Source organism: Streptomyces sp. XM83C, assembly GCF_023072675.1.
Classification (GTDB): Bacteria; Actinomycetota; Actinomycetes; order Streptomycetales; family Streptomycetaceae; genus Streptomyces; species Streptomyces thermocoprophilus.
On record NZ_JALLGL010000008.1, the window covers coordinates 23366 to 48503 of the forward strand.

Genomic DNA, 25138 nt, shown 5'->3' on the forward strand with positions numbered 1-25138 from the left:
GGTGGCCGCTCGGGTCGGCCCCTGACGTGCGCCCTGACCGCCCGGAGCGGCGCCGCAGGCACCGCCCGCCGCGGGCGCTCGCCCGGACCGGCAGCCGGCGCCCGTTCAGGGTATGGAGGGCGCGGGGCCGGCAGCGGTCTCGCGGGCCAGCAGTTCCTCGCGGGTGAGGGCCGCGGCCTCGGTGGCGGGCACCGTGCAGGCGTGGGCGCCGGCGACGGTACCCCGGCGGGCGCACCGCTCGGGCGGCTCACCGTCCAGCAGGCCGTGCAGGAAGGCCGCCGCGAAGGCGTCGCCCGCCCCGTTGGAGTCCACCACCGGGGCGGGCGGGGCCAGCGCCGGTACGCGGGTCAGCTCGCCGTCGGCGAGCAGCAGCGCGCCCTCCGCCCCGGCGGTGGCGACGACCAGCCGGGCACGACCGCGGCCGGCGATGTCGCGCATGACAGTCTCGGGGTCGTCGAGGGCGGCGGCGGAGAGGAACACGATGTCCGCGCCGAACGCGAACGGCTCGTGGTAGGGATTGACGCCGTCCCAGTCGTGCAGGTCGGTGGAGACGGTGACGCCCGTCTCCCGCAGCAGCGGCAGCAGATCGGCGCAGGGCGGGGTGATGCAGACGTGCGCGTGCCGGGCGCGGGCGGCGAGCGCGCGGACGGTGTTCTCGGGCAGCCGGTCGCCGGGGCGGGAGCGGCTGGTGTCGTACAGGGACAGCCGGCGGCCGTCGGGCCCGACGAGGTTGACGGCGCGTTTGGTGCCGGCGGGCTGCGGCACGGCGGTCAGGGCGATGCCGTGGTCGCGGTGGAAAGCACGCACGAGGTCGCCCTCGGGGTCGTCGCCGAGCAGGTCGAGATGGTGGACGGTCAGCCCGAGCGCGGCCAGCCCCAGCGCCGTGAAGTCCCCGGTCTGTCCGGCGCGGGTGCGGATGCCGGAGTCGATGGGGTAGCTGTCCCGGTAGGGCAGCGGCAGCTCGGGCACGTACACGATCGTGTCCACGCCCGCGCCGCCCAGCACGAGCACATCGATGTCCTGCTCCGTCACATGCCCTCCCCCGTGGTCGTGCACCGTCACCGCGTTGCGCCCTTCGCCCGTCCCCCCGATGTCGTCGGGGACACGGGCGATCGCTTCGGCGCCTCTGCCGAGGGGTGTGGTGGCGTCACCCCGGACGTGTTCGATCTCCGACATGACGCCACCGTAGGCGACGGCACTGACATCCGCCGGTGCCTGTGGAAAACCCTCTGCGGGCTACCGGGTGATGTCCCTCAGTTCCTGCTCCGCCTCGCGGGAGACGCGGCGGCGCACACCGAACCAGCCGGCGACCAGCAGAAGGCCGATGACGGGGATCAGCAGCAGGGTCTTGCGGCCGACGTCGGGGTCGTTGGCCATCATGCCGAGGCAGGCCAGCAGGAACACGACGGTCGCGATCTCGGTGACCGGGCTGCCGGGCAGCCGGAACGAGGGGCGGGTGACCAGCCCGGCCTTGGCGCGGCGCACGAAGACCAGGTGGCAGATCATGATGATCACCCAGGTGCTGACGATGCCGAGGGAGGCCACGTTCAGCACGATCTCGAAGGCCTGGCTGGGCACCAGGTAGTTCAGCACGACGCCCAGCACGCAGACGCAGCAGGTCAGCAGGATGCCGCCGTACGGCACCTGGCTGCGGCTCATCACGCGGGTGAACCTGGGCGCGGAGCCCGCCATCGCCATGGAGCGCAGGATGCGTCCGGTGGAGTACAGGCCGGAGTTGAGCGAGGACATCGCGGCGGTGAGGACGACGAGGTTCATCACATCGCCGGCGCCGCTGACGCCGATCCTCGACAGCACGGTGACGAAGGGGCTCTCGTCGACGGAGTACACCGAGCCGGGCAGCAGCAGCGCGAGCAGGACGACGGAGCCGCAGTAGAACAGGCCGACCCGCCACATGATCGAGTTCACGGCGCGGGGGACGACCTTCTCCGGTTCGGCGGTCTCGCCCGCGGCGACACCCACCAGCTCCAGAGCGGCGTACGCGAAGATCACGCCCTGCATGACGAGGACGACCGGCATGAGACCGTGCGGGAAGACACCGCCGTGGTCGGTGACGACGCTCAGGCCGGGGGTCTGGCCGCCGACGTCGTGCTGCGTGGCCAGCAGGAAGATGCCGACGCACATGAACGCGACGAGAGTGGCCACCTTGACGATCGCGAACCAGAACTCCATCTCGCCGAAGATCTTCACGGAGATGAGGTTCACGGCCAGCACCACGGCGAGCGCGATCAGCGCGAGCACCCACTGCGGGACGGGCGTGAACAGGCTCCAGTAGTGCGTGTAGAGGGCGATCGCGGTGATGTCGGCGATGCCGGTGGTCGACCAGTTCAGGAAGTACATCCAGCCGGCGACGTAGGCGCCCTTCTCGCCGAGGAACTCGCGCGCGTACGACACGAAGGACCCGGACGACGGGCGGTAGAGGACGAGTTCGCCCAGGGCACGCACCACGAAGAAGGCGAAGACGCCGCAGACGAGGTAGGCGAGGGCGAGCGCGGGGCCCGCGTCGTGGAGACGACCGCCCGCGCCGAGGAACAGGCCGGTGCCGATGGCGCCGCCGATCGCGATCATGTTGACGTGGCGGTGCTTGAGGTCCTTGCTGTACCCGGCGTCGCCCGCGTCCGCGGGCGTCCCGGTCGCCTCGGGGGTGGCGGCGACCTGTGCCGTGTGCACGGCGTCCTTGCTCACGGGGTGGATCCGTTCTGTGGTGCGCCCGAGCGGGTTCTCCGCCGGATCTGCTGACGTGCCTCGGTCGTGCCGCTGTGTCGCGGCACAGACCACCACAGCAGCCTCCCCGATCACTCGAACCCCATGCGATGGCACATGTCACACAGAAATCTTTCTCACACGGCTGTCACCTGCGGTTTCCGGGCGGTGCGGGGCCCGGTCACCGGCGCGGGGAGCGGGCCGCACGTGTCGTACCCGTACCGCACCGGGTGTCACAGCAGTGGTGAGACAGCGATACTGCTGCACATGACGACCACCGACGCACCGACCCTCACGATCGACGAGCTGGCCGCGCGGGCGGGCGTCACCGTCCGCACCGTCCGCTTCTACAGCACGCGGGGTCTGCTGCCGCCGCCGGTGCTGGGGCCGCGCCGGGTGGGGTGGTACGGGGCGGGGCATCTGGCGCGGCTGGCGTTGATCGAGGAGCTGCGGCGGCAGGGCATGACGCTCGCGGCGATCGAGCGGTATCTGCGGCAGTTGCCGGCGGATCTGTCGGCGCGGGATCTGGCGCTGCACCGGGCGGTGGTCGCGTCGTGGGCGCCGGACGCGGTGGTGTCGGTGAGCCGGGAGGAGCTGGACCGGCGGGCGGGGCGGCCGTTGTCGGAGGCGGAGGTGGAGCGGCTGGCCGCGATGGATGTCGTGGTGCCCGACGGTGACGGTTTCCGGATCGACGTGGGGTTGCTGCGGCTGGGTGTGGAGCTGCTGGACGTGCCGTTGTCGCAGGAGACGGTGCTGGCGGCGCGCGAGGTGCTGGTGCAGCACTCGCGGGCGGCGGCGCGGGAGCTGTCGGGGCTGCTGCGGGCCGCGGTGGCCGACCGCGGCCCGCAGGACGTGAAGTCGCTGTCCGCCCATATGCGTCCGTTGGTGGTGCAGGCCCTGCTCACGACCTTCCAGCGGTCGCTGAAGGAGGAGCTGCGGGTGTGGCTGGACGGCGGCGACGAGGAGGGGTGAGGCCGCCGCGGGCGCCGGGCGGGCCGTTGGGCGCCCGCGCCCGGTGCGCCCGGTGGCTCCCGGCACGCGGAGGGGGCGCCCGACACGCCGGGCGCCTCCCGTACGGCCCGTGCCCTCCCGTGCGGCCCGTGGCTCAGCGGGCGTCGGTGAAGGTCTCCCCCTTCTCGGCCTTCTCCACCAGCAGCGCGGGCGGGGTGAAACGGTCGCCGTACTTCTCCGCCAGTTCACGCGCGCGTGCGACGAAGCCGGGCAGGCCGCCCTCGTAGCCGTTGATGTACTGGAGCACGCCGCCGGTCCAGCCGGGGAAGCCGATGCCGAGGAGGGAGCCGATGTTGGCGTCGGCGACGGAGGTGAGGACGCCCTCCTCCAGCAGCCGGACGGTGTCCAGGGCCTCGGAGAACAGCATCCGCTCCTGCATGTCCCGGAACGGGATCTCGTACCCGGGCCTGGTGAAGTGCTCGCGCAGGCCCGGCCACAGGCGCATTCGCTTGCCGTTCTCGTCGTACTCGTAGAAGCCGGCGCCGCCGCTGCGGCCGGGCCGGCCGAACTCGTCGACCATGCGGTCGATGAGGGCCTCGGCGGGGTGCGGGGTCCAGGTGCCGCCCGCTTCCTCCACGGCACGGCGGGACTCGTTGCGGATCTTGCGGGGCAGGGTGAGCGTCAGATCGTCCATCAGGGACAGCACCTTGGCCGGGTAGCCGGCCTGGGCGGCGGCCTGCTCGACGGAGGCGGGCTCGATGCCCTCGGCGACCATGGCGACGCCCTCGTCGATGAAGTGGCCGATCACCCGTGAGGTGAAGAAGCCGCGCGAGTCGTTGACGACGATCGGTGTCTTGTCGATCTGCCGGACCAGGTCGAAGGCGCGGGCGAGGGCCTCGTCGCCGGTGCGCTCACCCTTGATGATCTCGACGAGGGGCATCTTGTCGACGGGTGAGAAGAAGTGCAGTCCGATGAAGTCGGCCTGCCGCTGCACGCCCTCGGCGAGGGTGGTGATGGGCAGCGTGGAGGTGTTGGAGCACAGCAGCGCGTCGGGCGCGACGACGGACTCGGTCTCCTGGAACACCTTGTGCTTGAGCGCGGTGTCCTCGAACACGGCCTCGATGACCGCGTCGCAGCCGGCCAGGTCGGCGACATCGGCCGTGGGTGTGATGCGGGCGAGCAGCGCGTCGGCCTTCTCCTGCGTCGTACGGCCCCTGCCGACGGCCTTGGCGCACAGCTTCTCGGAGTAGCCCTTGCCCTTGACGGCGGCCTCCAGGGTGACGTCCTTCAGCACGACGTCGATACCGGCGCGGGCGCAGGAGTAGGCGATGCCGGCGCCCATCATGCCGGCGCCGAGCACGGCGACCTTGCGGACCTGGCGGGGCTCGATGCCCTGGGGGCGGCTGGCGCCCGAGTTGACGGCCTGGAGGTCGAAGAAGAACGCCTGGATCATGTTCTTCGCGGTCTGGCCGGTGACCAGCTCGGTGAAGTAGCGGGTCTCGATGGTCAGGGCCGTCTCGAAGTCGACCTGGGCGCCCTCGACGGCGGCGGCGAGGATGTTGCGCGGGGCCGGGTAGGGGGCGCCGCCGAGCTGCTTGCGCAGGTTGGCGGGGAAGGCGGGCAGGTTGGCCGCGAACTTCGGGTTCGCGGGCGTGCCGCCGGGGATCCTGTGGCCGGGGACGTCCCACGGCTGGTGCGACTCGGGGTGGGCGTCGATGAAGGCGCGGGCCTTGGCGAGCATCTCCTCGGGGGTGTGGGCCAGGTCGTGGACGAGGCCGTTCTCCAGGGCGCGCTTGGGCGTGTACTGGGTGCCCTGAAGCAGAACCTTGAGGAGGGCGTCGGTGATGCCCATGAGACGGACGGTGCGGGTGACGCCGCCGCCCGCGGGCAGCAGACCGAGGGTCACCTCGGGCAGGCCGATCCTGGAGCCGGGGGCGTCCAGGGCGATGCGGTGGTGGGAGGCGAGGGCGATCTCGTAGCCGCCGCCGAGGGCGGCGCCGTTGATCGCGGCGACGACGGGCTTGCCGAGGGTCTCGATGCGGCGCAGCGCGTTCTTGATCTCGGTGGCGGTGTCGAAGACGCGCTGGGCGTCCTCGGGGCCGGCCTGGATCATGTCCTTGAGGTCGCCGCCCGCGAAGAAGGTCTTCTTCGCGGAGGTGTAGATGATGCCGCGGATGGAGTCCTTCTCGGCCTCCGCGCGCGCGGCGACGGCGGCGATGGAGGCGCGGAAGGCCTGGTTCATGGTGTTGGCCGACTGGTTCGGGTCGTCGAGGACGAGGGTGACGACACCGCTGTCGTCCTGCTCCCAGCGGATGGTGGTGGGCTCGATGCTCATGGAAGCTGCTCCGTGATGGTCCGTGGTGATCCGTGGGAGGGGGTCAGACGCGTTCGACGACGGTGGCGATGCCCATGCCGCCGCCCACGCAGAGGGTGGCGAGGCCGTACCGCTTGTCCTGGCGTTCCAGTTCGTCGACGAGGGTGCCGAGGATCATCGCGCCGGTCGCGCCGAGCGGGTGGCCGAGGGCGATGGCGCCGCCGTTCACATTGACCTTGTCCAGGGACAGGCCCATGTCCTTCACGAAGCGCAGCACGACCGCGGCGAACGCCTCGTTGATCTCGACGAGGTCGATGTCGTCGATGGTCAGGCCGGCCTTGGCGAGTGCCTTGCGGCTGGCGGGGGCGGGCCCGGTGAGCATGATGGTCGGCTCGGAGCCGGAGACGGCGGCGGAGACGATCCGGGCGCGGGGGGTGAGGCCGTGGCGTTCGCCGGCCTCCTTGGAACCGATGGCGACGAGGGAGGCGCCGTCGACGATGCCGGAGGAGTTGCCGGCGTGGTGGACGTGGTCGATCTTCTCCACCCAGTGGTACTTCTGCAGCGCGACCGCGTCGAAGCCGCCGAGTTCGCCGATGTCGGCGAAGGACGGCTTGAGCCGGGCGAGGGAGTCGGCGGTGGTGCCGGGCCGCATGTGCTCGTCGCGGTCGAGGACGGTGAGGCCGCTGCGGTCCTTGACGGGGACGACGGAGCGGTCGAAGCGGCCTTCCTTCCAGGCGGTGGCGGCCCGCTCCTGGGAGAGCGCGGCGTATTCGTCGACGTCGCGGCGGGTGAAGCCCTCGATGGTGGCGATGAGGTCGGCGCCGATGCCCTGCGGCACGAAGTTCACGGCGAAGTTGGTCATCGGGTCGTTGAACCAGGCGCCGCCGTCGGAGGCCATCGGCACGCGGGACATCGACTCCACGCCGCCCGCGAGGACCAGGTCCTCCCAGCCGGAGCGGACCTTGGCGGCGGCCAGGTTGACGGCTTCCAGACCGGAGGCGCAGAAGCGGTTCTCCTGGACGCCTGCGACGGTGTCGGGCAGCCCGGCGGCGATCGCGGCGATACGGGCGATGTCGGAGCCCTGGTCGCCGACGGGGCCGACGACGCCGAGGACGATGTCGTCGATCGCCGCCGGGTCGAGGCCGGGGAAGCGGGCGCGGATCTCGTGGATGAGGCCGACGACGAGGTCGATGGGCTTGGTGCCGTGGAGGGCTCCGTCGGCCTTGCCGCGCCCGCGCGGGGTGCGGATCGCGTCGTACACGTACGCTTCGGTGCTCACGAGGAGGCCTTTCGCTCAGGGGTTCGGGGCGTGGGCCGCGGCTGCGGGTCGTCCGCCGCGGTCAGGAGTCGGGGTACGTCCCAGTCGCGGGCGACGGCCGCGGTGTGGGCGCCGGGCAGCGCGGGCCCGCCGCGGACGGCGGTCGGGGTCGCGGAGAAGCGGGGCGCGGGGGCCGGCTGGGTGATGCCGCCGTGCTCGGTGAAGGTGGAGCGGGCGGCGAGGTGCGGGTGGTGCGGGGCCTCGCGCAGGGACAGCACGGGCGCCACGCAGGCGTCGGTGCCGTCGAAGACGGTGGTCCATTCGTCCAGTGTGCGGGTGCGGAAGCGTGCGGCGACGTCTTCGCGCAGCCGGGGCCAGCGGGTGATGTCGGCGTGGTCGGCGCTGCGGTCGCCGAGGCCGAGGAGGCGGGTGAACTCGGCGTAGAACTGCGGTTCGAGGGCGCCGACGGCCATGTGGCGGCCGTCTGCGGTCTCGTACGTGCCGTAGTAGGGGCAGCCGCCGTCGAGGAGGTTGGCGCCGCGCCGGTCCTGCCAGGCGCCGGCGGCGAGCATGCCGTGGATCATGGCGCTGAGGTGGGCCGCTCCGTCGACGATGGCGGCGTCGACGACCTGCCCGGCGCCGGTCGTGCGCGCGTGGTGCAGCGCGGCGAGGACGCCGACGACGAGGTAGAGGGAGCCGCCCCCGCCAACCTCCTCGGCGACTACGCGGGCGGGGGCCGGTCGGGGTCGCCGATCATGCCGAGGGTGCCGTTGAGGGCGAGGTAGGCGATGTCGTGCCCGGCGGTCCCGGCGAGGGGGCCCTGCTGGCCCCAGCCGGTCATACGGCCGTACACGAGGCGGGGGTTGCGGGCGTGGCAGTCGGCGGGGCCGACGCCGAGGCGTTCGGCGACGCCGGGGCGGTAGCCCTCGATGAGGACGTCGGCCCTCGCGGCGAGGTCGAGGACGCGGGCGGGGCCGTCGGGCGCCTTGAGGTCGACGACGACGGAGCGCTTGTTGCGGTTGGTGACGTCGCGGGCGGGGTCGATGCCGAGGACGGGGCCGCCCGGGCGGTCGACGCGGACGACGTCGGCGCCGAGGTCGGCCAGCAGCATGGCGGCGAAGGGGCCCGGGCCGATACCGGCCAGCTCCACCACGCGTACGCCGGTCAGCGGGCCGTGGCCCGCTGTGGGTGCTGCCGCCATCCGGCCCCCTCGCCGTGGACGTCGATGTGACACCGATGATGTAACACCAGTGATGCTAAGAACGTGTTCCACCGGGCACAAGCCCTGACGAGCAAGCGCTTGGTCCATCCGGGGACCGTACGCCGGACAGACCGGCGCGACGGCGGGCCGGATCGGCGCCGCACCCGGGAAGGCGGCACGACGGAGGGAGCGGCCGGACACGTACGGCACCGGCATCCCGCCCGCGTCCGGGACGCCGTACTCCTCACGCTAGCCTCAGCCACCGACAGCGGCCCGGCCGCACGACGCCAGGAGTGTCATGAACAGGCTGAACAGCACGGATCGCCCGTACGACATCGTGCTCTTCGGGGCCACCGGCTTCGTCGGCGCGCTCACCGCGGAGTATCTCGCCGCGCACGCACCCGACGAGGTGCGCTGGGCGATCGCCGGCCGCGGCGAGCGGAAGCTGGAGGAGCTGCGCGAGCGACTGCCCGGCGGCGAGCGCGTGGGCGTCCTGCGCGCGGACGTCGCCGACCCCGCGTCGCTGCGCTCTCTCGCCGAGCACGCGCGCGTGGTCGCGACGACCGTCGGCCCGTACAACCGCTACGGCGAGCCTCTCGTCGCGGCCTGCGCGGACACCGGCACCGACTATGTGGACCTGACCGGCGAGCCGGAGTTCGTCGACCTGATGTACGTCCGTCACGACGCACGCGCGCGTGAGACGGGCGCGCGCCTGGTGCACGCCTGCGGCTTCGACTCCGTGCCGCACGATCTGGGGGCGCTGTTCACCGTCCGGCAACTGCCCGAGGGCGTGCCGCTGCGGGTGGACGGTTTCGTGACCGCCGACGCCGCCTTCTCCGGCGGGACCTTCGCGTCGGCGCTGGACCAGTTCGCCCGCGGCCGGCAGATGCTCGCCGCCGCCCGTGAACGGCACCGGCACGAGCCGCGGCTGCTGGGCCGCCGGGCGCTCGCCCCGTCCGGTGCGCCGCGCTTCGCGCGGGAGATCGGCGCCTGGGCGCTGCCCCTGCCGACGATCGACCCGCAGATCGTGCGCCGCTCGGCGAAGGCGCTGGAGGTGTACGGCCCCGACTTCCGCTACCGCCACTACGCCGCCGTACGGCATCTGCCCGTGGCGGTGGGCGGGGTCGCCGCCGTCGGCGCGCTGTTCGCCGCCGCGCAGGTGCCGCCCGCCCGGCGCTGGCTGCGGAACCGGCTGAAGCCGGGCGAGGGGCCGGACGCCGAGAAGCGGGCGCGCAGCTGGTTCACGGTGCGTTTCGTCGGCGAGGGCGGCGGCCGGCGCGTGTTCACCGAGGTGTCGGGCGGCGACCCCGGCTACGGGGAGACGGCGAAGATGTTCGCCGAGTCGGCGCTCTGCCTGGCCCTCGACGACCTGCCGGAGACCGCCGGGCAGGTCACCACGGCGGTGGCGATGGGCGACGCCCTGACGCGGCGGCTGCGAGCGGCGGGCATCCGCTTCCGGGTCGCTGCGCGCACCTGAGACGCCGGGCGGCGGACCGGGCGGGGCGGCGCTCGGTCCGCCCCTTCCCCGCCCTGCCGCAACCGCAGTCGAGACTTCCGGCTCCCTCTCCGGCCGTCTGCCTGGAAAAGTCTCAAAGGGCGGTTCGACGAAACAATCGAAGGCATGAAGTCCGTACTCGAAGTCACCCTGGACGCGGGCGCGTTGAAGGACGACCCCGCCGGGGAACCGGGCCGCATCCTCCGGTACTGGGCGGGCCATGTCCGTCACTGCCCGCTGCGGCCGGGCGACCGGTCGGACGTGTACGAATCGGGCTACCGGGACGTCGGGGAACGGCGGGTGGTGGACTCCTGAACCGTGGCCTCCCGCAGGGCCCGGCGGCACAGCGAGTCCGCCCGCCGGGTCGTCTCCGGGAGGCGGTAGCGCGGGGTGAGCGCCAGGACGTGGGCGCAGGCGTTGCCGAGGGAGACCCGGTGGCCCACCGACACGAAGACCGGCTTGACCCCGTCGCGGGTGCGCACCGCCCGGCCGACCTCCTCCTCGCCCGCGAGCAGGGGCGAGGAGGAGCCGCGCCGGGCACCGGGCTCGTCGTAGGTGAAGGCGAACGGGTTCTTGGCGACACCGATCACCGGCAGGCCGGTGAGCACGCCGAGGTGGCTCGCCAGGCCGAAGCGGCGCGGATGGGCGAGGCCGTATCCGTCGCACACGACGAGCCCCGGCGGGCAGGGCAGCGCGCCGAGCGCGGCCAGCACCGTGGGGATCTCGCGGAACGCCAGCAGTCCCGGCACGTACGGGAAGGAGACGCGGCCCACCGCCGTGGCCTCGGCGACGACGTCGAGGCTCGCCGCGTCCAGGACGACGGCCGCCGCCGCGACGATGTCGCGCTCGTCGTCGTAGGCGACGTCGACGCCGGTGACGTGCCCGGTGCCGGGGGGCGGTCCCGGCTCGTCGAGCACCACGCGGGTCCGCAGTTCGTCCTGGACGGCGCGGGCCTCCTCCTCGGTCGCGGGCCAGTCCGCCGGTGTGCGTACGGTCGTCATGATGTCCGTGAGACTACGCCGCCGGGGGCGGCCTCCCGGTCCGGGGGCGGCACGGGTGGGCGTAGTCTCGCGATCATGTTCGTACTGGAGTTGACCTACACCGCCCCGCTGGACGCCGTCGACGCGGTGCTGGACGCCCATGTGGCGTGGCTCGACGACCTCTACGCGCGGGGCGTCTTCCTCGCGTCCGGCCGCAAGAACCCCCGTGACGGCGGGGTGATCATCGCCGTGGCCGAGAGCCGGGCACGGATCGAGGAGATCGCGGCGGGCGACCCGTTCGTGACCGCCGGGGTGTGCGAGTACCGGATCACGGAGTTCAGGGCGACCAGGACGGCTCCGGAACTGGAACGTTTCCGCGAGCCGGCCGGCTGAGGTCCCGGGAGGGTTCGAGGCCGCCCGGATCCGCGTCGGGGGCCGGTTCCGCGTCGGGGGCCGGTTCCGCGCCGGGGTCCGGTTCCGCGCCGGGGTCCGCGGCGCCCCTGTCGGCCGCCCGTGGTGTCCCAGGCGGAGCGGAGGGGCCGGCCCAAAAGGCCGACGGGGCGGTACCGAGGGTCCGCCCCGGGGCGCCGGACGCGGGGACCGGAGGGGCCGGCCGGAGCGTCCGGCGCCGGGCGGCTCGCCTCACTTCCCCAAGGCGTGCCGCAGCTGGCTCTTGTTCATGTCGGACCGGCCCTTGATGCCGCGCTGCCGGGCCTCGTTGTACAGCTGGTCGTAGGTGGGCCCCTGGGAGCCCTTGCCGGACCTCTGCCCGCCGCGCTTGCCGGACGACATGTCCTTCACCGAGCTGCGACTCGCGGTCCTGGACTCGCCGGAGCGTGCCCGTTCCTTGTTCACCGTCCGGGCGGCGATCTCCTTGGCCCGGCCGGTGCTCTCGCCCCGCTCCTCCGCGCTCTCCTTGATGTGTTCGTACTGGCGTTCACGCTTGGGGCTCGAACCGCGTGGCACGGCCACTCACTTCCTCTCACATCGCGTGGAGCGGCCGGGTACCCGCACGGGACACGGCCACTCCGTTCGCGCCGCGTCCCCTACGGCCCTCCCGACGGGGCCCGCCGTGGAGGCGGGCGACGCGGCCCTGTTCGCCGGCCGCCCAGCAGCCGTGGCCGGGGGCGCGGTCCACCGGTGTCGTACGACCCCGTGCCGACGGTCCGCCCGGTCCGCCCGCCGTGGGTCGTGAGGTCGGTGCCGGTGGGCCCGACGGCGAGCGCGGCGCCCCGCCCGTACGGGAGCCGGGCGCCCCCGGACCGGCAGGCGGGCGGTGCTTCGGCCGCGGGCCGCCAGGTCCGCTCCGCACAGCGCCGCGGCCGTCCGCCGCAACACCCGGCTCCGCCGCCCCGGCCGTCCTGACCGTGCCGTTCGCCCTGGCCGAACGGCCCGTCCCGTACGCACCGTCGTCGTCAGGGCGGGCGAAGCCGGCCCGCTCCCCCGGCCCCGTCCGGACCGCCTCGCACCCCAAGTGCCGTGCGCGTCGCGGGGGAAGCCGCCGGTGACATCCGTGGTGACAGGTGTGCATGGATGCGGTGACAGAGGTCACTCGGTTCGGGGATGCACGGGCGGGCCGGTTCCGGCGTCTCCAGTAGTGCCGGCGCGTCCGCCCGTCATCGTCGAGCAGCCAGAGCCGTCACAAGGGAGCAAGGCGTTGTCCACCGTCATCGCGCAGCCCGTAGAGGCGCGGCTCGTCGCCGCCGCGCCACGTATGCCGACCATTCCCGCGATGCTGCACTACGACCGGCGCGACCCGTTCGCCGTACGCATGACCTTCCCCGCTCCGGCCACGCTGGAGGGCGTGGAGGTCTGCTGGACGTTCGCCCGCGATCTGCTCGCGGCCGGTCTGGAGGGGCCCGACGGGCAGGGTGACGTGCGGGTGCGGCCGTACGGCTTCGACCGTACCGTCCTGGAGTTCCATGCCCCGGAGGGCACCGCGATCGTGCACGTCCACTCGGCCGACCTCCGCCGCTTCCTGGACGCCACCGAGGTGCTGGTCCCGGCCGGCCTCGAACATCTGCAACTCGACCTCGACGACGGCCTCGCGGAGCTGATGCGGGACGCCGGATAGGAGCCGGTACGGGCCACCGGGCCGGACGGGAAGCCGACCGGGCCGACCGAGGCCGTCCGGTGGGCCGGACACACCCGAAGGGGTGAGCCAGGGCGGACACCAGGGCCGTAGAACCCCCGCCCCGCCCAATTCCGTTGACGCCCTTGGGACACGCCCCCTACGGTGTACGAGGTTCTGTTGCCGTCGATCGGAGAAGGACGTTGCTCCTCTGAGGTCATGAGACACCGCGTCGCACACCGGTGAGGTGTGTGCGCAGCGTGCGACCTCGGCGTCGAGCCGTCTCCGGCACAGGGCTGCTCTCTTTTCCCACTGTCACTCGACAGGTCCCCGCCCTTTCCCGGCAGATCCCCGCCTTCCCCGGCGGGCGCCCTCCCTCGCCCCCGCCTCCCGGTCGCCTCGCGGTGTCTCTTCACGCGTTTGCCCCTTTCCGCACCTGACGCAACCGTGAGGCCCGTATGTCTGCATCCGCTGTTTCCGTCACCCTGTCCTCCCTGTCGTTCGCCTGGCCCGACGGCACCCCCGTCCTCGACGGCCTCGACGCGGCGTTCGGCCCCGGCCGGACCGGGCTCGTCGGCGTCAACGGCTCCGGCAAGTCCACCCTGCTCAAGCTGATCGCCGGGGAACTCACCCCCACCCACGGCACCGTGCGCGTCACCGGCGAGGTGGGACGGCTGCCGCAGAACGTCACGCTCGACACCGCCCTGCGGGTCGACGAGGCGCTCGGCATCGCCGCGCGACGCGCCGCGCTGCACGCCATCGAGGCCGGCGACGTCGCCGAGGAGCACTTCGAGACCGTCGGCGACGACTGGGACGTCGAGGAACGCGCCCTCTCCCAGCTCGGCGAACTCGGCCTCGGCCACATCGGCCTGGACCGCACCATCGGTGAGCTGTCGGGCGGCGAGTCCGTGCTGCTGCGGCTGGCCGCGCTGCTGCTGCGCCGCCCGGACGTCCTGCTGCTCGACGAGCCCACCAACAACCTCGACCTGTACGCGCGGCGACGGCTGTACGCGGCCGTGGAGGCCTTCCCCGGCGTGCTGATCGTGGTCAGCCACGACCGGGGTCTGCTCGACCTCGTCGACCGGATCGCCGACCTGCGCGGCGGGGAGATCGTCCAGTACGGCGGGAACTTCTCCGACTACGAGGAGGCGCTCGCCGTCGAGCAGGAGGCGGCCGAGCGGATGGTCCGGGTCGCCGAGGCCGACCTGAGGCGGCAGAAGCGCGAACTGGTCGAGGCGCGCACGAAACTCGCGGCACGCACGCGCTACGCCAACAAGATGTACGAGAACAAGCGGGAGCCCAGGGCGGTGATGAAGCTGAGGAAACGCGCCGCGCAGGTGTCGGCGGGCAAGCACCGCATCCTGCACGAGGAGCGTCTCGCCGAGGCGAAGGAACGGCTCGACGAGGCGGTGGAGGCCGTACGGGACGACGACGAGATCCGCGTCGACCTGCCGTACACGGCGGTGCCGCCGGGCCGTGAGGTGCTGACGCTGCTGGATCTGCGGCCGGTGCACGCGGAGCACGCCGTGGGCAGTCTCGACCTGCGCGGCCCGGAACGCGTCGCGCTGATCGGCCGCAACGGCGCCGGCAAGACGACGCTGCTGCGTACCGTCGCCGGAGAGCTGCCCCCGGTGTCGGGTGAAGTGAGGGCGCATGTGCCGCTGCGTTTCCTGCCGCAGCGGCTGGACGTCCTCGACGACGACCTGAGCGTCGCCGAGAACGTGGCCCGGTTCGCGCCGGGCGCCACCGACAACCGGGTGCGGGCACGGCTGGCCCGCTTCCTGTTCCGCGGGGCGCGCGCCGACCGGCCGGCGGGAACCCTGTCGGGCGGGGAGCGGTTCCGGGCGGCGCTGGCCGCGCTGCTGCTGGCCGAGCCGGCGCCGCAGCTGCTGATGCTGGACGAGCCGACGAACAACCTGGACATGGCGAGCGTGCGGCAGCTCACCACCGCGCTGGAGTCGTACCAGGGGGCGCTGGTCGTGGCCGGTCACGACCTGCCGTTCCTGGAGTCGATCGGCATCACACGGTGGCTGGTGCTGGAGGAGGGCATCCTGAAGGAGGCCACGGGGGAACATCTCGGGAGGGCCACCGCCTGAGGCGCCGGTTTTGCCCGCGGGGGTCCGGACTGCATGATGGCGGACCGGGCCCCGTGACGGCCCCGAGAACCACCCCGTCGATACGGAGACCAGCTCGTGCCCAGCAAGAAGGCCCTCGTCCGCCGCCCCGGCCCCCTGCTCGCCGAAGGTCTGGTGACGCACATCGAGCGGGAGAAGGTCGACGTCGAGCTGGCCGTGGAGCAGTGGGAGGCGTACGTCGCCGCCCTCGGCGCCCACGGCTGGGAGACGATCGAGGTGGAGCCCGCCGACGACTGCCCCGACGCGGTGTTCGTCGAGGACACCGTGGTCATGTACAAGAACGTCGCGCTGATCACGCGTCCCGGCGCCGAGTCCCGCCGCGCGGAGACCGCCGGAGTGGAGGAGGCCGTGGCGGCGCTGGGCTGCTCGGTCAACTGGATCTGGGAGCCGGGCACGCTCGACGGCGGCGACGTGCTGAAGATCGACGACACGGTGTACGTCGGCCGGGGCGGGCGGACCGACGCGGCCGGTGTGCAGCAGCTGCGGGCCGCGTTCGAGCCGCTGGGGGCGCGGGTCGTCGCCGTACCGGTGAGCAAGGTGCTGCATCTGAAGTCGGCGGTGACCGCGCTGCCCGACGGGACGGTCATCGGGCACATCCCGAAGGTGGACCGGCCGGCGCTGTTCCCGCGGTTCCTGTCCGTGCCGGAGGAGTCCGGGGCGCATGTGGTGCTGCTCGGCGGCAACACACTGCTGATGGCGGCGAGCGCGCCGCGGACCGCCGAGCTGCTGACCGACCTCGGCTACGAGATCGTCACGGTCGACATCAGCGAGTTCGAGAAGCTGGAGGGCTGTGTGACATGTCTCTCCGTGCGGATGCGGGAGCTGTACGCCTGACCGGGTGATCCGCTCCCCCGTCCGGCCCCGGGACCTGCGCGTCCTGGGGCTTTCCCGTACCCGCCCGCAGCCCTGCGGGGACACCGCTGATCAGCGCTCTTTACGCCGATCTTAACCTACGGAGGCGTAACCTACGGATTCGTAGCCTACGATCCCGTAAGTTCACCGGCACCGCTCGCCGGAAGCTCTTGCTCAGCATCACGTCCCCCTGGAGTACCCGTGACGATCACTTCCCCTCAGCTCGGCAGCCCCGCCGTGTGGACCGACGCCCGGCTGCTGTACGCCCTGGAGGAAGTGGTCGAGCGGGAACTGAACCGGCATCTGAAGGTCGCCAAGGACTGGATGCCGCACGAGTACGTGCCGTGGAGCGACGGACGCAACTTCCCCGGTTTCTTCGAGGACGGCGAGGCCTGGGACAAGGAGCAGTCGAAGGTCACCGAGGTCGGCCGGATCGCCCTCGTGGTGAACCTGCTCACCGAGGACAACCTGCCCAGCTACCACCACGAGATCGCCACCCTGTTCGGCCGCGACGGCGCCTGGGGCACCTGGGTGCACCGCTGGACCGCCGAGGAGGGCCGGCACGGCATCGTCATGCGGGACTACCTGCTGGCCTCCCGTGCCGTCGACCCGGACAAGCTCGAAGAGTTCCGCATGGCCCACATGAGTGAGGGCTTCGAGTCGGACAACCGGCACTCGATGCTGCACTCCGTCGCGTACGTCGCCTTCCAGGAGCTGGCCACCCGGATCTCGCACCGCAACACCGGCCACCAGTCGGGCGACCCGGTCTGCGACCGCATGCTGGCGCGCATCGCGACCGACGAGAACCTGCACATGGTCTTCTACCGGAACCTGCTGAAGGCCGCCTTCGAACTCGCCCCCGACCTGACGATGCAGGCGGTGCGCGACGTCGTCGTGAACTTCCGTATGCCCGGCCACGGCATCCCCGGCTTCGAGCGGGCGGCGGCGCAGATGGCCATCGGCGAGGTGTACAACCTGCGGATCCACCACGACGACGTGCTCCAGCCGGTGCTGCGGTTCCTGAAGGTGATGGAGATCGACGGCCTGGGCCCCGAGGGTGTGCGGGCGCAGGAGGAACTCGGCCTGTTCCTGGGCGGACTGGACGCGGAGGCCGCCAGATTCGACGAGCGTCTCGCTGCCCGCAAGGCGCGGATGGCGGCCCGCGGCAAGCTCTGACAGCCGCTGCGACGGCCCGGGACCTGCCCTTCGGCGCGGTCCCGGGCCGTCGCGCTCCCTCCGCCTCGATATGACGGTGCGTCACGGCCTTGGCCTGCGGCATCATGCCGTCCATGCCCGAGATCAGCACCGCGGAACGGGCGGCCGGGTTCCTCCTCGGCCTCACCGACGACGACACCGCAGCCCGGGTCCGGGAGCGCACCCGCCTGCCCGGCCCCGAGGGCGCGGCCGAGGCCCGGAAGCGTCTGCGCAGCTCCCTGGGCTGGGGAGGCCACCGCCGGCTGCCGGTCTCCGTGACGCTGTGGGCCCTGGAGCAGGACGATCCCCAGCTCAACGCCCTCCTCCGGGAACACGGCGCGATCACCGACCTGGGCCTGCGCCGGGCCCTCGCACGTGGCATCCCGTTCGGGCCCGGCCGGACCCAACCCCTGCCCGTGAGCCGGGCGACGGCGGAGAACGAGCCCGAGGTCCCCGAGGCCTACGAGCGCCTCGGCCTCGTCGGGGCGCTGCGCGCCGCCGGCTCGTGGGGCCGGGCGCGCGGCGCCGCGTCCATGGTGCTGACCGCGGAGGACTGGCGGACGGTCACCGACGCCGACGCCGAGCAGCCGCTTCCCGGATACTCCCGGTGGGCGCTGTCGATACGCCCGGACTGCCCGCCCGGTCTGCGCAAACAGTTCGGCTCGCACCCGAAGTTCACCCACCGGCTGCGCGAGGCGGGAGTGCTCGACGGGCCCGCCGAGTACGCCCTCACGCACCGGCCCGCCGTCGAGGTGCTGACACTGCTGTCCCTGGGCACCGTGATGTTCCCGTCGCGGCTGCCCGCCGCCGAGGACGCCCTGCGCCCGCTGGTCCGGCGGCACCTGGGCGACCGGGAGGAGGCGTGGGCGGTCCTGGCCCAGCTGATCGGCACCTTCCACGGCACCGCCCCGGAGCTGATCGTGACGGCGGGAGCCATCGCCTGACGACACGTCGGCACACACACGACGACAGCGGAGGCACGCGGGCGGCGGGTGGGGGCCTGCCCGGGCAAGCGGAGGGGGCGGAGCGGCTGGATGCGAACCAGCGTGTTCCGGCTGTGGGGACCGGTGCGACTGCCTCTGCGCTACGGCCCCGCCTTGCCCGCAGCGTAATGCCTTGACCCGTTGTCGGTGGCGGCTGGTACCAATGAGTGCACGGGGGTCATGGCCGTCCCGGCGGTCCCGCGCACGGTCGCGGGCCGCCCCGGGGCGTCGGGGGGAATCGCACGACGGGGGAGCACGGATGACGTACGGGGACGGGGCGCGAAGGCGTGCCCCGGTGGTCGAACTGACCGACATCAGGGCGCTGGAGCGGTACCGCCCGGCCGACGCCGAGGTCGTGGCCGAGGCACGGCGGCTGAAGGAGGCCGCGCTGCTCGACTTCGGGCTGACGGAGTCGGCCGTCGCGTCATGGCTGTACGCGAAGTGCCGGCACCAGATCCCGACGACCGCGGTGGACACGGCCGCCGTGGTGGCCTCCGGCGACGGCACGTGCCTGCTGCTGTACAACCCGGGCTTCTTCGTCGGGCTCGGCCTGGACGGCGTGAAGTTCGTGCTGTTCCACGAGGCGCGGCATCTGGTGCACCGGCATCTGCTGGCCGAGCCGGAACTGCGGGACGACCCGGTGTTCGACCTGGCCTGCGAGGTGTCCATCAACCATGTGGCGCTGGTCCGCCTCGGCCGGACCGAACTGCCGCTGCTGGACGGCAGACCGACGGGTGTGGACCCCCGCCGCGTGTACGACGCGTACATCGCCGATCTGACGGCGCACGGCCTGGAGCCGGTGCCGTACGAGACGTTCACCGAGACGGACATGCGGGTGTACGGCGAGCTGAAGCGGATGCACCACCCGCCGGTCCCGGACCGCGCCCTGTGCGTGCACACCGGCGACGGCAGCGCCCTGCTGGACCAGGCGACCGTCGACGAGATCACATCGTCGGCGCTGCTCAACACCCTGCTGGCGGCCCGGCGCGGGCACGCGCACGCGGAGCGGGAGCTGCTGGACCTGATGGGCCGTACGGAGGAAGGCTCGGCGCGGGCGGCCCGGCTGTGGGGGAACCTCGGCGCGGGCGTGCTGCGCGGGGAGACCTCCCGCACCCGCACCGTCGACTGGTGGCAGCGGTGGCTGGTCGACGTCCTCGGCTCGAAGCTGCGGGACGGGGAGCGGCTGGTGTACCCGAAGAAGCGAGGCGCCCTGCTCGCGGCGCTCGGCCAGGACCCGATGCTCGCGCGCCGCGGCCCCGTCCGGGAGAAAGTCCTCGTCATCGCGTACGACACCTCGGGTTCGATGCCCGACCATGTCGTGCACTGGCTGACCGGACTGGTCGGCCGGATCGACGGCGTCGAGGCGCACTGGCTGTCCTTCGACGGGGTGGTGATGCCGTTCCGGCCGGGCGAGCGGGTCTACGGCGGGGGCGGCACCAGCTTCCAGGCGGTCGCCGACTATGTGGAGGGCCGTACGGAGGTCGCCGGCAAGCGGCTGGAGGCCGTCCCGGACGCGGTCGTCGTCCTCACCGACGGGTGGGCGCCGCCGATCACCCCTGAGGAGCCGGACAAATGGATCTGGCTGATCACCGAGGGCGGCAACGAGTGGCCCGAGACGCACAACCCTGCGATGGCCTGCCATCGCGTCACGACAGGATCGCGGTAGATGAGCACGCGGACGGAGCATTCGACGGTACGACGCACCGGCACGCGCCGCCCCGAAGGGCCGTCGCGCCTGGAGGAGTTCATCGACGCGATGATCGACCTCGGGCAGACGGGGCAGATCTTCGGAGAGCACGGCATCGGCAAGACGGCGACGTTCTTCTCGCACATCGCCGACGCCCACCCCGGCACCGCGCTCGTGTACGTCCCGGCGGCCAATCTCACCCCGGACGACCTGCTCGTCAACGCGCCCGTACGGGACCCCGCCACCGGTGAACTCGTGCTGCGGCAGCTGGTGATGAGCCAGCTGAAGCCTGGCCGGCCGTTCGTGCTGCTCATCGACGACTCGCTGCAAGCCGGCGACACGATCCAGTCGCAGCTGATGCAGGTCGCCTGCAACTGGACGCTCGGCGAGCACGATCTGCGGGAACTGGGTTGCGTCGGCGTGTTCCTCACGGACAACGAGTCGCAGGCGGAGACCTCCGCGCGGCGCGGCGACCTGGCGCTGCTCGACCGCATGGTGACGATGCGGATCACCGCGAACGACACGTCCTGGCGGCGGCATCTCGCCGCCGAGTACCGTCCGTGGGACCTGACCGAGGTGTTCGCGCTGTGGGCGTCGCTGCCGGCGACACTGCGACAGCTGCTGTCGCCGCGCACCCTGGACCACGTCCTGGCCAACGCCCGGGAGGGGTTCCCGCTGCGCTGGGGGCTGCCGATCGTGGACGGTGAGCGGCTGCGGCTGGCCGAGCCCGGCCCGGACGGCCGGCCCGGCACGAACCGTACGACGGAGATCCTCGACCGGATCGCCCGCGCCGTCGGCGCACCGAACCCGCCGCGGATCGCCGACCCGGTACGGCAGGTGGTGCGGGCGGCGCTGCGCAACCGCTGGACGGTGCTGTTGCAGGGCCCGCCCGGCTGCGGCAAGACGGAGCTGGTGCGGGAGACGCTACGGCAGGGGTTGGGCCGGGAGCCGCTGTACTTCTCGCTGCCGGTGACGAACGTGGAGGACCTGTGCGCCCCGGTGCCGTCACCGGACGGCACCCTGGACAACCTGCTCGCCGCGAAGTTCACCGGGCCGGAGCCGAAGGCGATCGTGTGGGACGAGTACAACCGGCCCAAGGACAAGGCGGCGTTCGCCAAGCTGATGGAGATCACCCAGGAGTGGTCGCTGGCGGGCCGGCGCATCGAGAACCTGCGCGCGCAGATAGCCGTGCAGAACCCGCCGTACCATCTGGGCCGCAAGCTGCTGGTGTCGCGGAACAACATCGCGCAGGCCTCGCGGTTCACCGCGTCGCTGGAGGTGGAGCCGGAGGACATCCCGGCCAACGAGTGGCTGATCGACCGGTACGGCGCCGACGCCGAGACGGTGCTGGAGTGGTGGAAGCACGACATCGACGAGGAGGGCCGCGCCTGGATCACCAAGCGCACCCTGGAGCGGATGATCAAGCTGCACCGGCGGGGCCTGCCGCTGGAGATGGCGACGGTCTACCTGGGCGACGGCGAGTACGCGCCCGTACCGCTGACCGCGCTCGTCGACCGGCTGCGGGGCAGACCGGTGACCGGGCTGCGGGAACTGGCGCGTGACGTGGACGCGTGGGAGGCCAGGCTGCGGCGCGCGGCGGAACAGTTTTCGGAGGGCGGTGCGGACAGCGACGTCGTCCATCAGATCCTCGCCAACGCGGAGCTGTCCCAGCTGAGGAAGCACCGCGCCGTCGTGACCCGGCTGGTGGCGCTGCTGCCGCCGAAACTGCGCGCGACCTATCTGGTGGGGGCGTCGGAGAAGCAGCAGCGGTTCTGGACGGAGGTGTTCATGGCGATGCGGAAGCGGTGACGGCGACCGGCGGGGCGGGCCGTGGGGTGTCGGACCGCGGCCGACCGGTGCTTGGCACGGTCATACGTCGCCGGCCAGCGCCGCGCACCGGTCACGCCTTCCCCGCCGGCGGCGCGGTGCGGTGGACGCTGCGGACCGCTGCCACGTCGGCCGGGACCGCCGGCTCCGGGATGTGGGCGCTGAGCGCGTTCAGACGGCGCTTGATGCTGGAGGCGACACCGGGGCCGAGGACGAAACGAGTGGCGGTGGCCGCGCGGGGCGCGGTGTCCAGCAGCCGGTGGGCTTCCCTGCTGCGCATTCCGGTGTGGCTGAGCACCAGATGGGCGAGACGGTGCTCGCCGGCCGCCAGCGCGTCGGCGATCCGCTCGGCCGCCGTCAGGTCGATGTGGTTGTCCGCCGCGCCCAACACCGCGGCGGCACGGACCCGGCCGAGGTCGAGGAGGCCGACGCCGGCCGCGGTGGCCGCCGTGACCAGGCGGGCCGCGGCGGCGGGACCGATGCCGTTGCTGGCGGCCGACAGCCGGCTCAGCCGCCCGTACGGGGCGCGCTCCAGGGCTTCGGCCAGCCGGAGCGCGCCCGCGTCACCCAACGAGGCGGCGGACACGTACAGTTCGTCGAGTGCCCCGGCGGCGATCACCGCGCCGAGGGCGTGCGCGCCGGGCCCGCCGAGCGGGTTGCCGCCGACGAAGAGCCGTGCGACACGGCGCCCGTTGTCCGCGGCGGCGAGCAGCGCGTCGGCGAGAACGGCGGCGCCGGCCGCGTCCAGACCGGTCTGCACGAGGTCGAGGGTGCGCAACGTCCGCGCGGATTCGATGAGTTCGGCGGCTGCCCGGCCGCCGGCGCTGCCCAGCGGGTTGCGTTTCAGCCACACGCCGGTCACGACCTGCGGTGAGGCGCGCAGCTGGTCGGCGATCCGGCAGGCGCCGCCCGCGGTGATGCCGTTGCAGCCGAGGTACAGCGTCTCGACGGCGCTGCCCGCCACGGCTTCGGCGCCCTCGTCGCCGAGCGCGTCCGTGCCGAGCAGCAGATGCCGCACCGGGGAGGGGCCCTGGCCGAGGGCCTCCGCGACGAGGGCGGCGCCGCGCGCGCCCAGCGCCTGCTTGCACAGGTCGAGCCGGCCGTCGGGCAGTACGGTGCCCGCGGTGAAGTCCAGCCGCTCCCCCGCCGGCCGCCCGGCCCGCAGCCAGTCCAGCAGCGGTTCCAGCTCGGCCGTCGGCCGCGGCACCACGACCGGCACGCCCGCGAACCCCGTCGCGGCCTCGCCGGGGCGCACCCCGCCGGGCGCTTCCGGCCCGACGCCGTCCTGGGTGGTCGCGTCGCCCGCGCGGGGCTGCGCGCCCGACGTCGCCGGTTCGGGCGTGACCGGTTCGGACGGGCTCGGTTCGGACGGGCTCGGTTCGGACGGGCCGGTCACCACTCCGCCTCCTTGTAGTCCTTGAGGAACACGCCGGACAGGGGGGCGCCGGACTCACCGCGGACTATCGGGTCGTAGACGCGGGCGGCGCCGTCCACGACGTCGAGCGGTGTCCGGAAACCGGCGCCCGCCATGCGGGCCTTCTTCGGGGCCGGGTTCTCGTCGGTGATCCAGCCTGTGTCGACGGCGCACATGTGGACGCCCTGCTCGGCGAGTTCGGCGGCGGAGGTGCGGGTGAGCATGTTCAGGGCAGCCTTCGCCATGTTGGTGTGCGGATGCCCCGCGGTCTTGTTCCGTACGGCGAACCGGCCCTCGACGGCGGTGACGTTGACGATGTAGCGGCGCGGATGCGGGGAGGCGAGCAGCAGCGGCAGCAGCCGGTCGCACAGCAGTGCCGGGGCGAGGGCGTTGACGAGCTGCGTCTCCAGCACCTCGGCCGGGTCGAGCGCGCCGAGCCGGGCGGACCAGGAGTTCTCCGGGGACGGGTCGGGCAGCAGCCCGGCCTCGTCCGCCTCGCGCAGCGCCGCCGGCAGGGCCGACGCCGTGCCGGGCAGCATCCGCATCGGGGTGAAGCCGGGTGCCCGGCGCGCGCCGTCGGGCAGGGCGTCGTACTCGCCGGAGGCGAGCAGGGCGTACGACTCGGGCGGGCGGCGCACGGTCTGCGCCGCGTTGTTGACGAGGATGTCCAACGGCCGGCCCTCTGCGCGCAGTTCCTCGCACAGGCCGAGCACCTGTCGCGGGTCGCGCAGGTCGACGGCGACGACGGTGAGCCGGTCCCGCCAGGCGTCGCTGCCGGGGACGGCATGGAAGCGGCGGACGGTGTCGTGCGGGAAACGGGAGGTGACCAGCAGTTCGGCGCCGTCCCGCAGCATCATCAGCGCGAGCTGGAAGCCGATCTTCACTCGGCCGCCGGTGAGCAGGGCGCGACGGCCCGTCAGATCGGTGCTGATCTGCCGGCGGCGCCGGTTGTCCGCGGCGCACTCGGGGCACAGCCGGTGGTAGAAGGTGTCGACCTGACGGTAGGGCGACTTGCAGACATAGCAGTGGCGTGGCTTGCGGAACACGCCCCCGCTGCCGGCCGTGTCGAGCGGGGCGTCCTCGCGGCGGTCGAGAGCGCCGGTGGCGGTCGCTGCCATGGTGGCGGCGTCGGCCGCGGACAGTTCGGCGCCGCGCGCCTTGCGCCGCTTGAGCCGTCCGTCACGGGCGAAGGAGGCGGCGACCTGCTCGGCCCGCAGCCGCACGGGATCGTCGACGGGCAGCGCCCGCAGTTTGCCGACCACCGTGTGGAACGCGGCCAGCTCCTCCTCGCTGACCGTGCCGCCGGTCCCCTCGCCCATCCGTCGCCGCCCGTGTCCGTGCCGTGTCGTGGTCCCGACCGGATTCGAACCGGCGTGACCGCCCTGACAAGGCGGCGAGTCTGCCTCTGCTCTACGGGACCCGGGTGCGTCCGGACGACCGGGTTCGAACCGGCGTACTTCGCCTGGGCAAGGCGGGCGCCTGCCTCTGCGCTACGTCCGGACGCGTGCGGTGATCCTATCGGCCACGGCCCGGTGATCCGCACGCGTTTTCGCAACGGCGGGCGTCCGCGACCGGTGGCGCCGGGTGGCCCGGTGTGCTCACCGGCAGGTGGACCGGTCCGAACCGTTCAGCGGCAGGTGCGGCGCAGGGCGAGGCGTTCCTTCTCGGAGAGTCCGCCCCAGACGCCGAAGCGTTCGTCGTTCTCCAGGGCGTACTCCAGGCACGCAACGCGGATGGGGCACAGCCCGCAGATCCGCTTCGCCTCCCGTACGGAGCTGCCGGGCTCGGGGAAGAAGAAGTCGCCCCCGGTCTGCGCGCACAACGCCTCCTGCTGCCAGGCGAGGTCGGGCGCGGGGATCGTGTCGATGTGCATGGCGGAGAGCCTGCAACGCGGCGAAAAACGTTCGATCAACGCGCGATCAACACACGGAGCGGGGCCCTCGGCCGTCCGATGATGCCCTCGCCGCACGGCCGGATGCACGGCGGCGCGCCCGCACGGCGCGGCGGCGATCACCGGCGGGCGGTGCCAGACTCGGCAGAGGGGCGGGAAAAAGG

The 25138-nt window shown here is 72.9% G+C and carries 20 protein-coding genes, 3 tRNA genes and 2 pseudogenes; 11 read left to right on the forward strand and 14 right to left on the reverse strand.

The features are described from left to right. Positions 1-105 precede the first annotated feature (105 nt). Positions 106-1176, reverse strand: coding sequence for a PfkB family carbohydrate kinase (locus tag MTQ10_RS02145; protein ID WP_247461576.1), 1071 nt, complete (start codon positions 1174-1176; stop codon positions 106-108). 60 nt (positions 1177-1236) lie between these two features. Further along, entirely contained in the window at positions 1237-2703 is a 1467-nt protein-coding gene (locus MTQ10_RS02150; protein WP_247461578.1) for an amino acid permease, read from the reverse strand. Between the two features lie 285 nt (positions 2704-2988). Between MTQ10_RS02150 and MTQ10_RS02155 the strand changes: the two genes are divergently transcribed. Further along, positions 2989-3693, forward strand: coding sequence for a MerR family transcriptional regulator (locus MTQ10_RS02155; RefSeq protein ID WP_247461580.1), 705 nt, complete (start codon positions 2989-2991; stop codon positions 3691-3693). Positions 3694-3826: 133 nt separating this feature from the next. Here MTQ10_RS02155 and MTQ10_RS02160 read toward each other — a convergent pair whose 3' ends face one another. From MTQ10_RS02160 to MTQ10_RS02170, 3 genes and pseudogenes are all read right to left on the reverse strand, one after another. After that, positions 3827-6007, reverse strand: a complete 2181-nt coding sequence (locus tag MTQ10_RS02160; protein ID WP_282611677.1) for a 3-hydroxyacyl-CoA dehydrogenase NAD-binding domain-containing protein — start codon at positions 6005-6007, stop codon at positions 3827-3829. Positions 6008-6050: 43 nt separating this feature from the next. Then, the gene (locus MTQ10_RS02165) at positions 6051-7265 is read right to left on the reverse strand and encodes an acetyl-CoA C-acetyltransferase (RefSeq protein WP_247461582.1); all 1215 of its coding nucleotides are present in this window, start codon (positions 7263-7265) and stop codon (positions 6051-6053) included. Beyond that, positions 7262-8445 (reverse strand): annotated as a pseudogene (locus MTQ10_RS02170) (CaiB/BaiF CoA transferase family protein). Before MTQ10_RS02170 ends, MTQ10_RS02165 begins: the two are co-directional and overlap by 4 nt. A gap of 298 nt (positions 8446-8743) precedes the next feature. Here MTQ10_RS02170 and MTQ10_RS02175 point away from each other — a divergent pair. Beyond that, entirely contained in the window at positions 8744-9922 is a 1179-nt protein-coding gene (locus MTQ10_RS02175) for a saccharopine dehydrogenase family protein (protein ID WP_247461583.1), read from the forward strand. Between the two features lie 144 nt (positions 9923-10066). Continuing rightward, positions 10067-10255 carry a hypothetical protein gene (locus MTQ10_RS02180; RefSeq protein ID WP_247461585.1) on the forward strand — a complete coding sequence of 63 codons (189 nt, stop codon included), beginning with the start codon at positions 10067-10069 and terminating at the stop codon, positions 10253-10255. Here the strand turns inward: MTQ10_RS02180 and MTQ10_RS02185 are convergent. Next, complete coding sequence (locus tag MTQ10_RS02185) at positions 10216-10941, reverse strand: endonuclease V (protein WP_247461587.1); 726 nt, start codon at positions 10939-10941, stop codon at positions 10216-10218. The two genes, MTQ10_RS02180 and MTQ10_RS02185, sit on opposite strands and share 40 nt — an antisense overlap. Before the next feature lie 75 nt (positions 10942-11016). On the opposite strand from MTQ10_RS02185, the gene MTQ10_RS02190 reads away from it, so the two are divergent. After that, a complete protein-coding gene (locus MTQ10_RS02190) occupies positions 11017-11313 on the forward strand; it encodes a YciI family protein (protein ID WP_247461589.1) in 297 nt (98 codons plus the stop codon). Positions 11314-11562: 249 nt separating this feature from the next. On the opposite strand, the gene MTQ10_RS02195 is transcribed toward MTQ10_RS02190, so the two are convergent. After that, positions 11563-11886: a plasmid stabilization protein gene (locus MTQ10_RS02195; RefSeq protein ID WP_247461590.1), complete on the reverse strand. Its 324-nt coding sequence runs from the start codon at positions 11884-11886 to the stop codon at positions 11563-11565. A gap of 109 nt (positions 11887-11995) precedes the next feature. After that, positions 11996-12224: pseudogene (locus tag MTQ10_RS02200) on the reverse strand (oxidoreductase); the annotation flags it as partial. A gap of 353 nt (positions 12225-12577) precedes the next feature. Here MTQ10_RS02200 and MTQ10_RS02205 point away from each other — a divergent pair. From MTQ10_RS02205 to MTQ10_RS02225, 5 genes are all read left to right on the forward strand, one after another. Continuing rightward, positions 12578-12994, forward strand: coding sequence for an SsgA family sporulation/cell division regulator (locus tag MTQ10_RS02205; RefSeq protein ID WP_247461592.1), 417 nt, complete (start codon positions 12578-12580; stop codon positions 12992-12994). A gap of 455 nt (positions 12995-13449) precedes the next feature. Next, entirely contained in the window at positions 13450-15087 is a 1638-nt protein-coding gene (locus MTQ10_RS02210; protein ID WP_247461593.1) for an ABC-F family ATP-binding cassette domain-containing protein, read from the forward strand. A 96-nt stretch (positions 15088-15183) separates the two neighbouring features. Continuing rightward, positions 15184-15960, forward strand: coding sequence for a dimethylargininase (ddaH, locus tag MTQ10_RS02215; protein ID WP_247461596.1), 777 nt, complete (start codon positions 15184-15186; stop codon positions 15958-15960). A 219-nt stretch (positions 15961-16179) separates the two neighbouring features. Next, positions 16180-17154: an acyl-ACP desaturase gene (locus MTQ10_RS02220; protein WP_247461598.1), complete on the forward strand. Its 975-nt coding sequence runs from the start codon at positions 16180-16182 to the stop codon at positions 17152-17154. A 113-nt stretch (positions 17155-17267) separates the two neighbouring features. After that, on the forward strand, positions 17268-18116 hold the full coding sequence (locus tag MTQ10_RS02225) for a hypothetical protein (protein WP_247461600.1): 849 nt from the start codon (positions 17268-17270) through the stop codon (positions 18114-18116). Between the two features lie 76 nt (positions 18117-18192). Here the strand turns inward: MTQ10_RS02225 and MTQ10_RS02230 are convergent. Beyond that, positions 18193-18268 (reverse strand) — tRNA-Trp (locus MTQ10_RS02230). Positions 18269-18414: 146 nt separating this feature from the next. Here MTQ10_RS02230 and MTQ10_RS02235 point away from each other — a divergent pair. Further along, the gene (locus tag MTQ10_RS02235; RefSeq protein WP_247461602.1) at positions 18415-19821 is read left to right on the forward strand and encodes a vWA domain-containing protein; all 1407 of its coding nucleotides are present in this window, start codon (positions 18415-18417) and stop codon (positions 19819-19821) included. After that, positions 19822-21651 carry an AAA family ATPase gene (locus MTQ10_RS02240; protein WP_247461604.1) on the forward strand — a complete coding sequence of 610 codons (1830 nt, stop codon included), beginning with the start codon at positions 19822-19824 and terminating at the stop codon, positions 21649-21651. It begins immediately after the preceding gene. A 91-nt stretch (positions 21652-21742) separates the two neighbouring features. On the opposite strand, the gene MTQ10_RS02245 is transcribed toward MTQ10_RS02240, so the two are convergent. The 5 genes from MTQ10_RS02245 to MTQ10_RS02265 all read right to left on the reverse strand — a co-directional run bounded on the left by MTQ10_RS02245 (position 21743) and on the right by MTQ10_RS02265 (position 24956). Further along, positions 21743-23065 carry a ribonuclease inhibitor gene (locus tag MTQ10_RS02245; RefSeq protein ID WP_247461606.1) on the reverse strand — a complete coding sequence of 441 codons (1323 nt, stop codon included), beginning with the start codon at positions 23063-23065 and terminating at the stop codon, positions 21743-21745. Next, complete coding sequence (locus MTQ10_RS02250) at positions 23062-24402, reverse strand: SDR family NAD(P)-dependent oxidoreductase (protein WP_247461608.1); 1341 nt, start codon at positions 24400-24402, stop codon at positions 23062-23064. Before MTQ10_RS02250 ends, MTQ10_RS02245 begins: the two co-directional genes overlap by 4 nt. Before the next feature lie 29 nt (positions 24403-24431). Beyond that, positions 24432-24503: transfer RNA gene (locus MTQ10_RS02255), tRNA-Asp, on the reverse strand. Between the two features lie 8 nt (positions 24504-24511). Then, positions 24512-24583, reverse strand: a tRNA-Gly gene (locus tag MTQ10_RS02260). A gap of 127 nt (positions 24584-24710) precedes the next feature. Beyond that, positions 24711-24956: a WhiB family transcriptional regulator gene (locus tag MTQ10_RS02265; RefSeq protein ID WP_247461610.1), complete on the reverse strand. Its 246-nt coding sequence runs from the start codon at positions 24954-24956 to the stop codon at positions 24711-24713. Between the last annotated feature and the right edge of the window lie 182 nt (positions 24957-25138).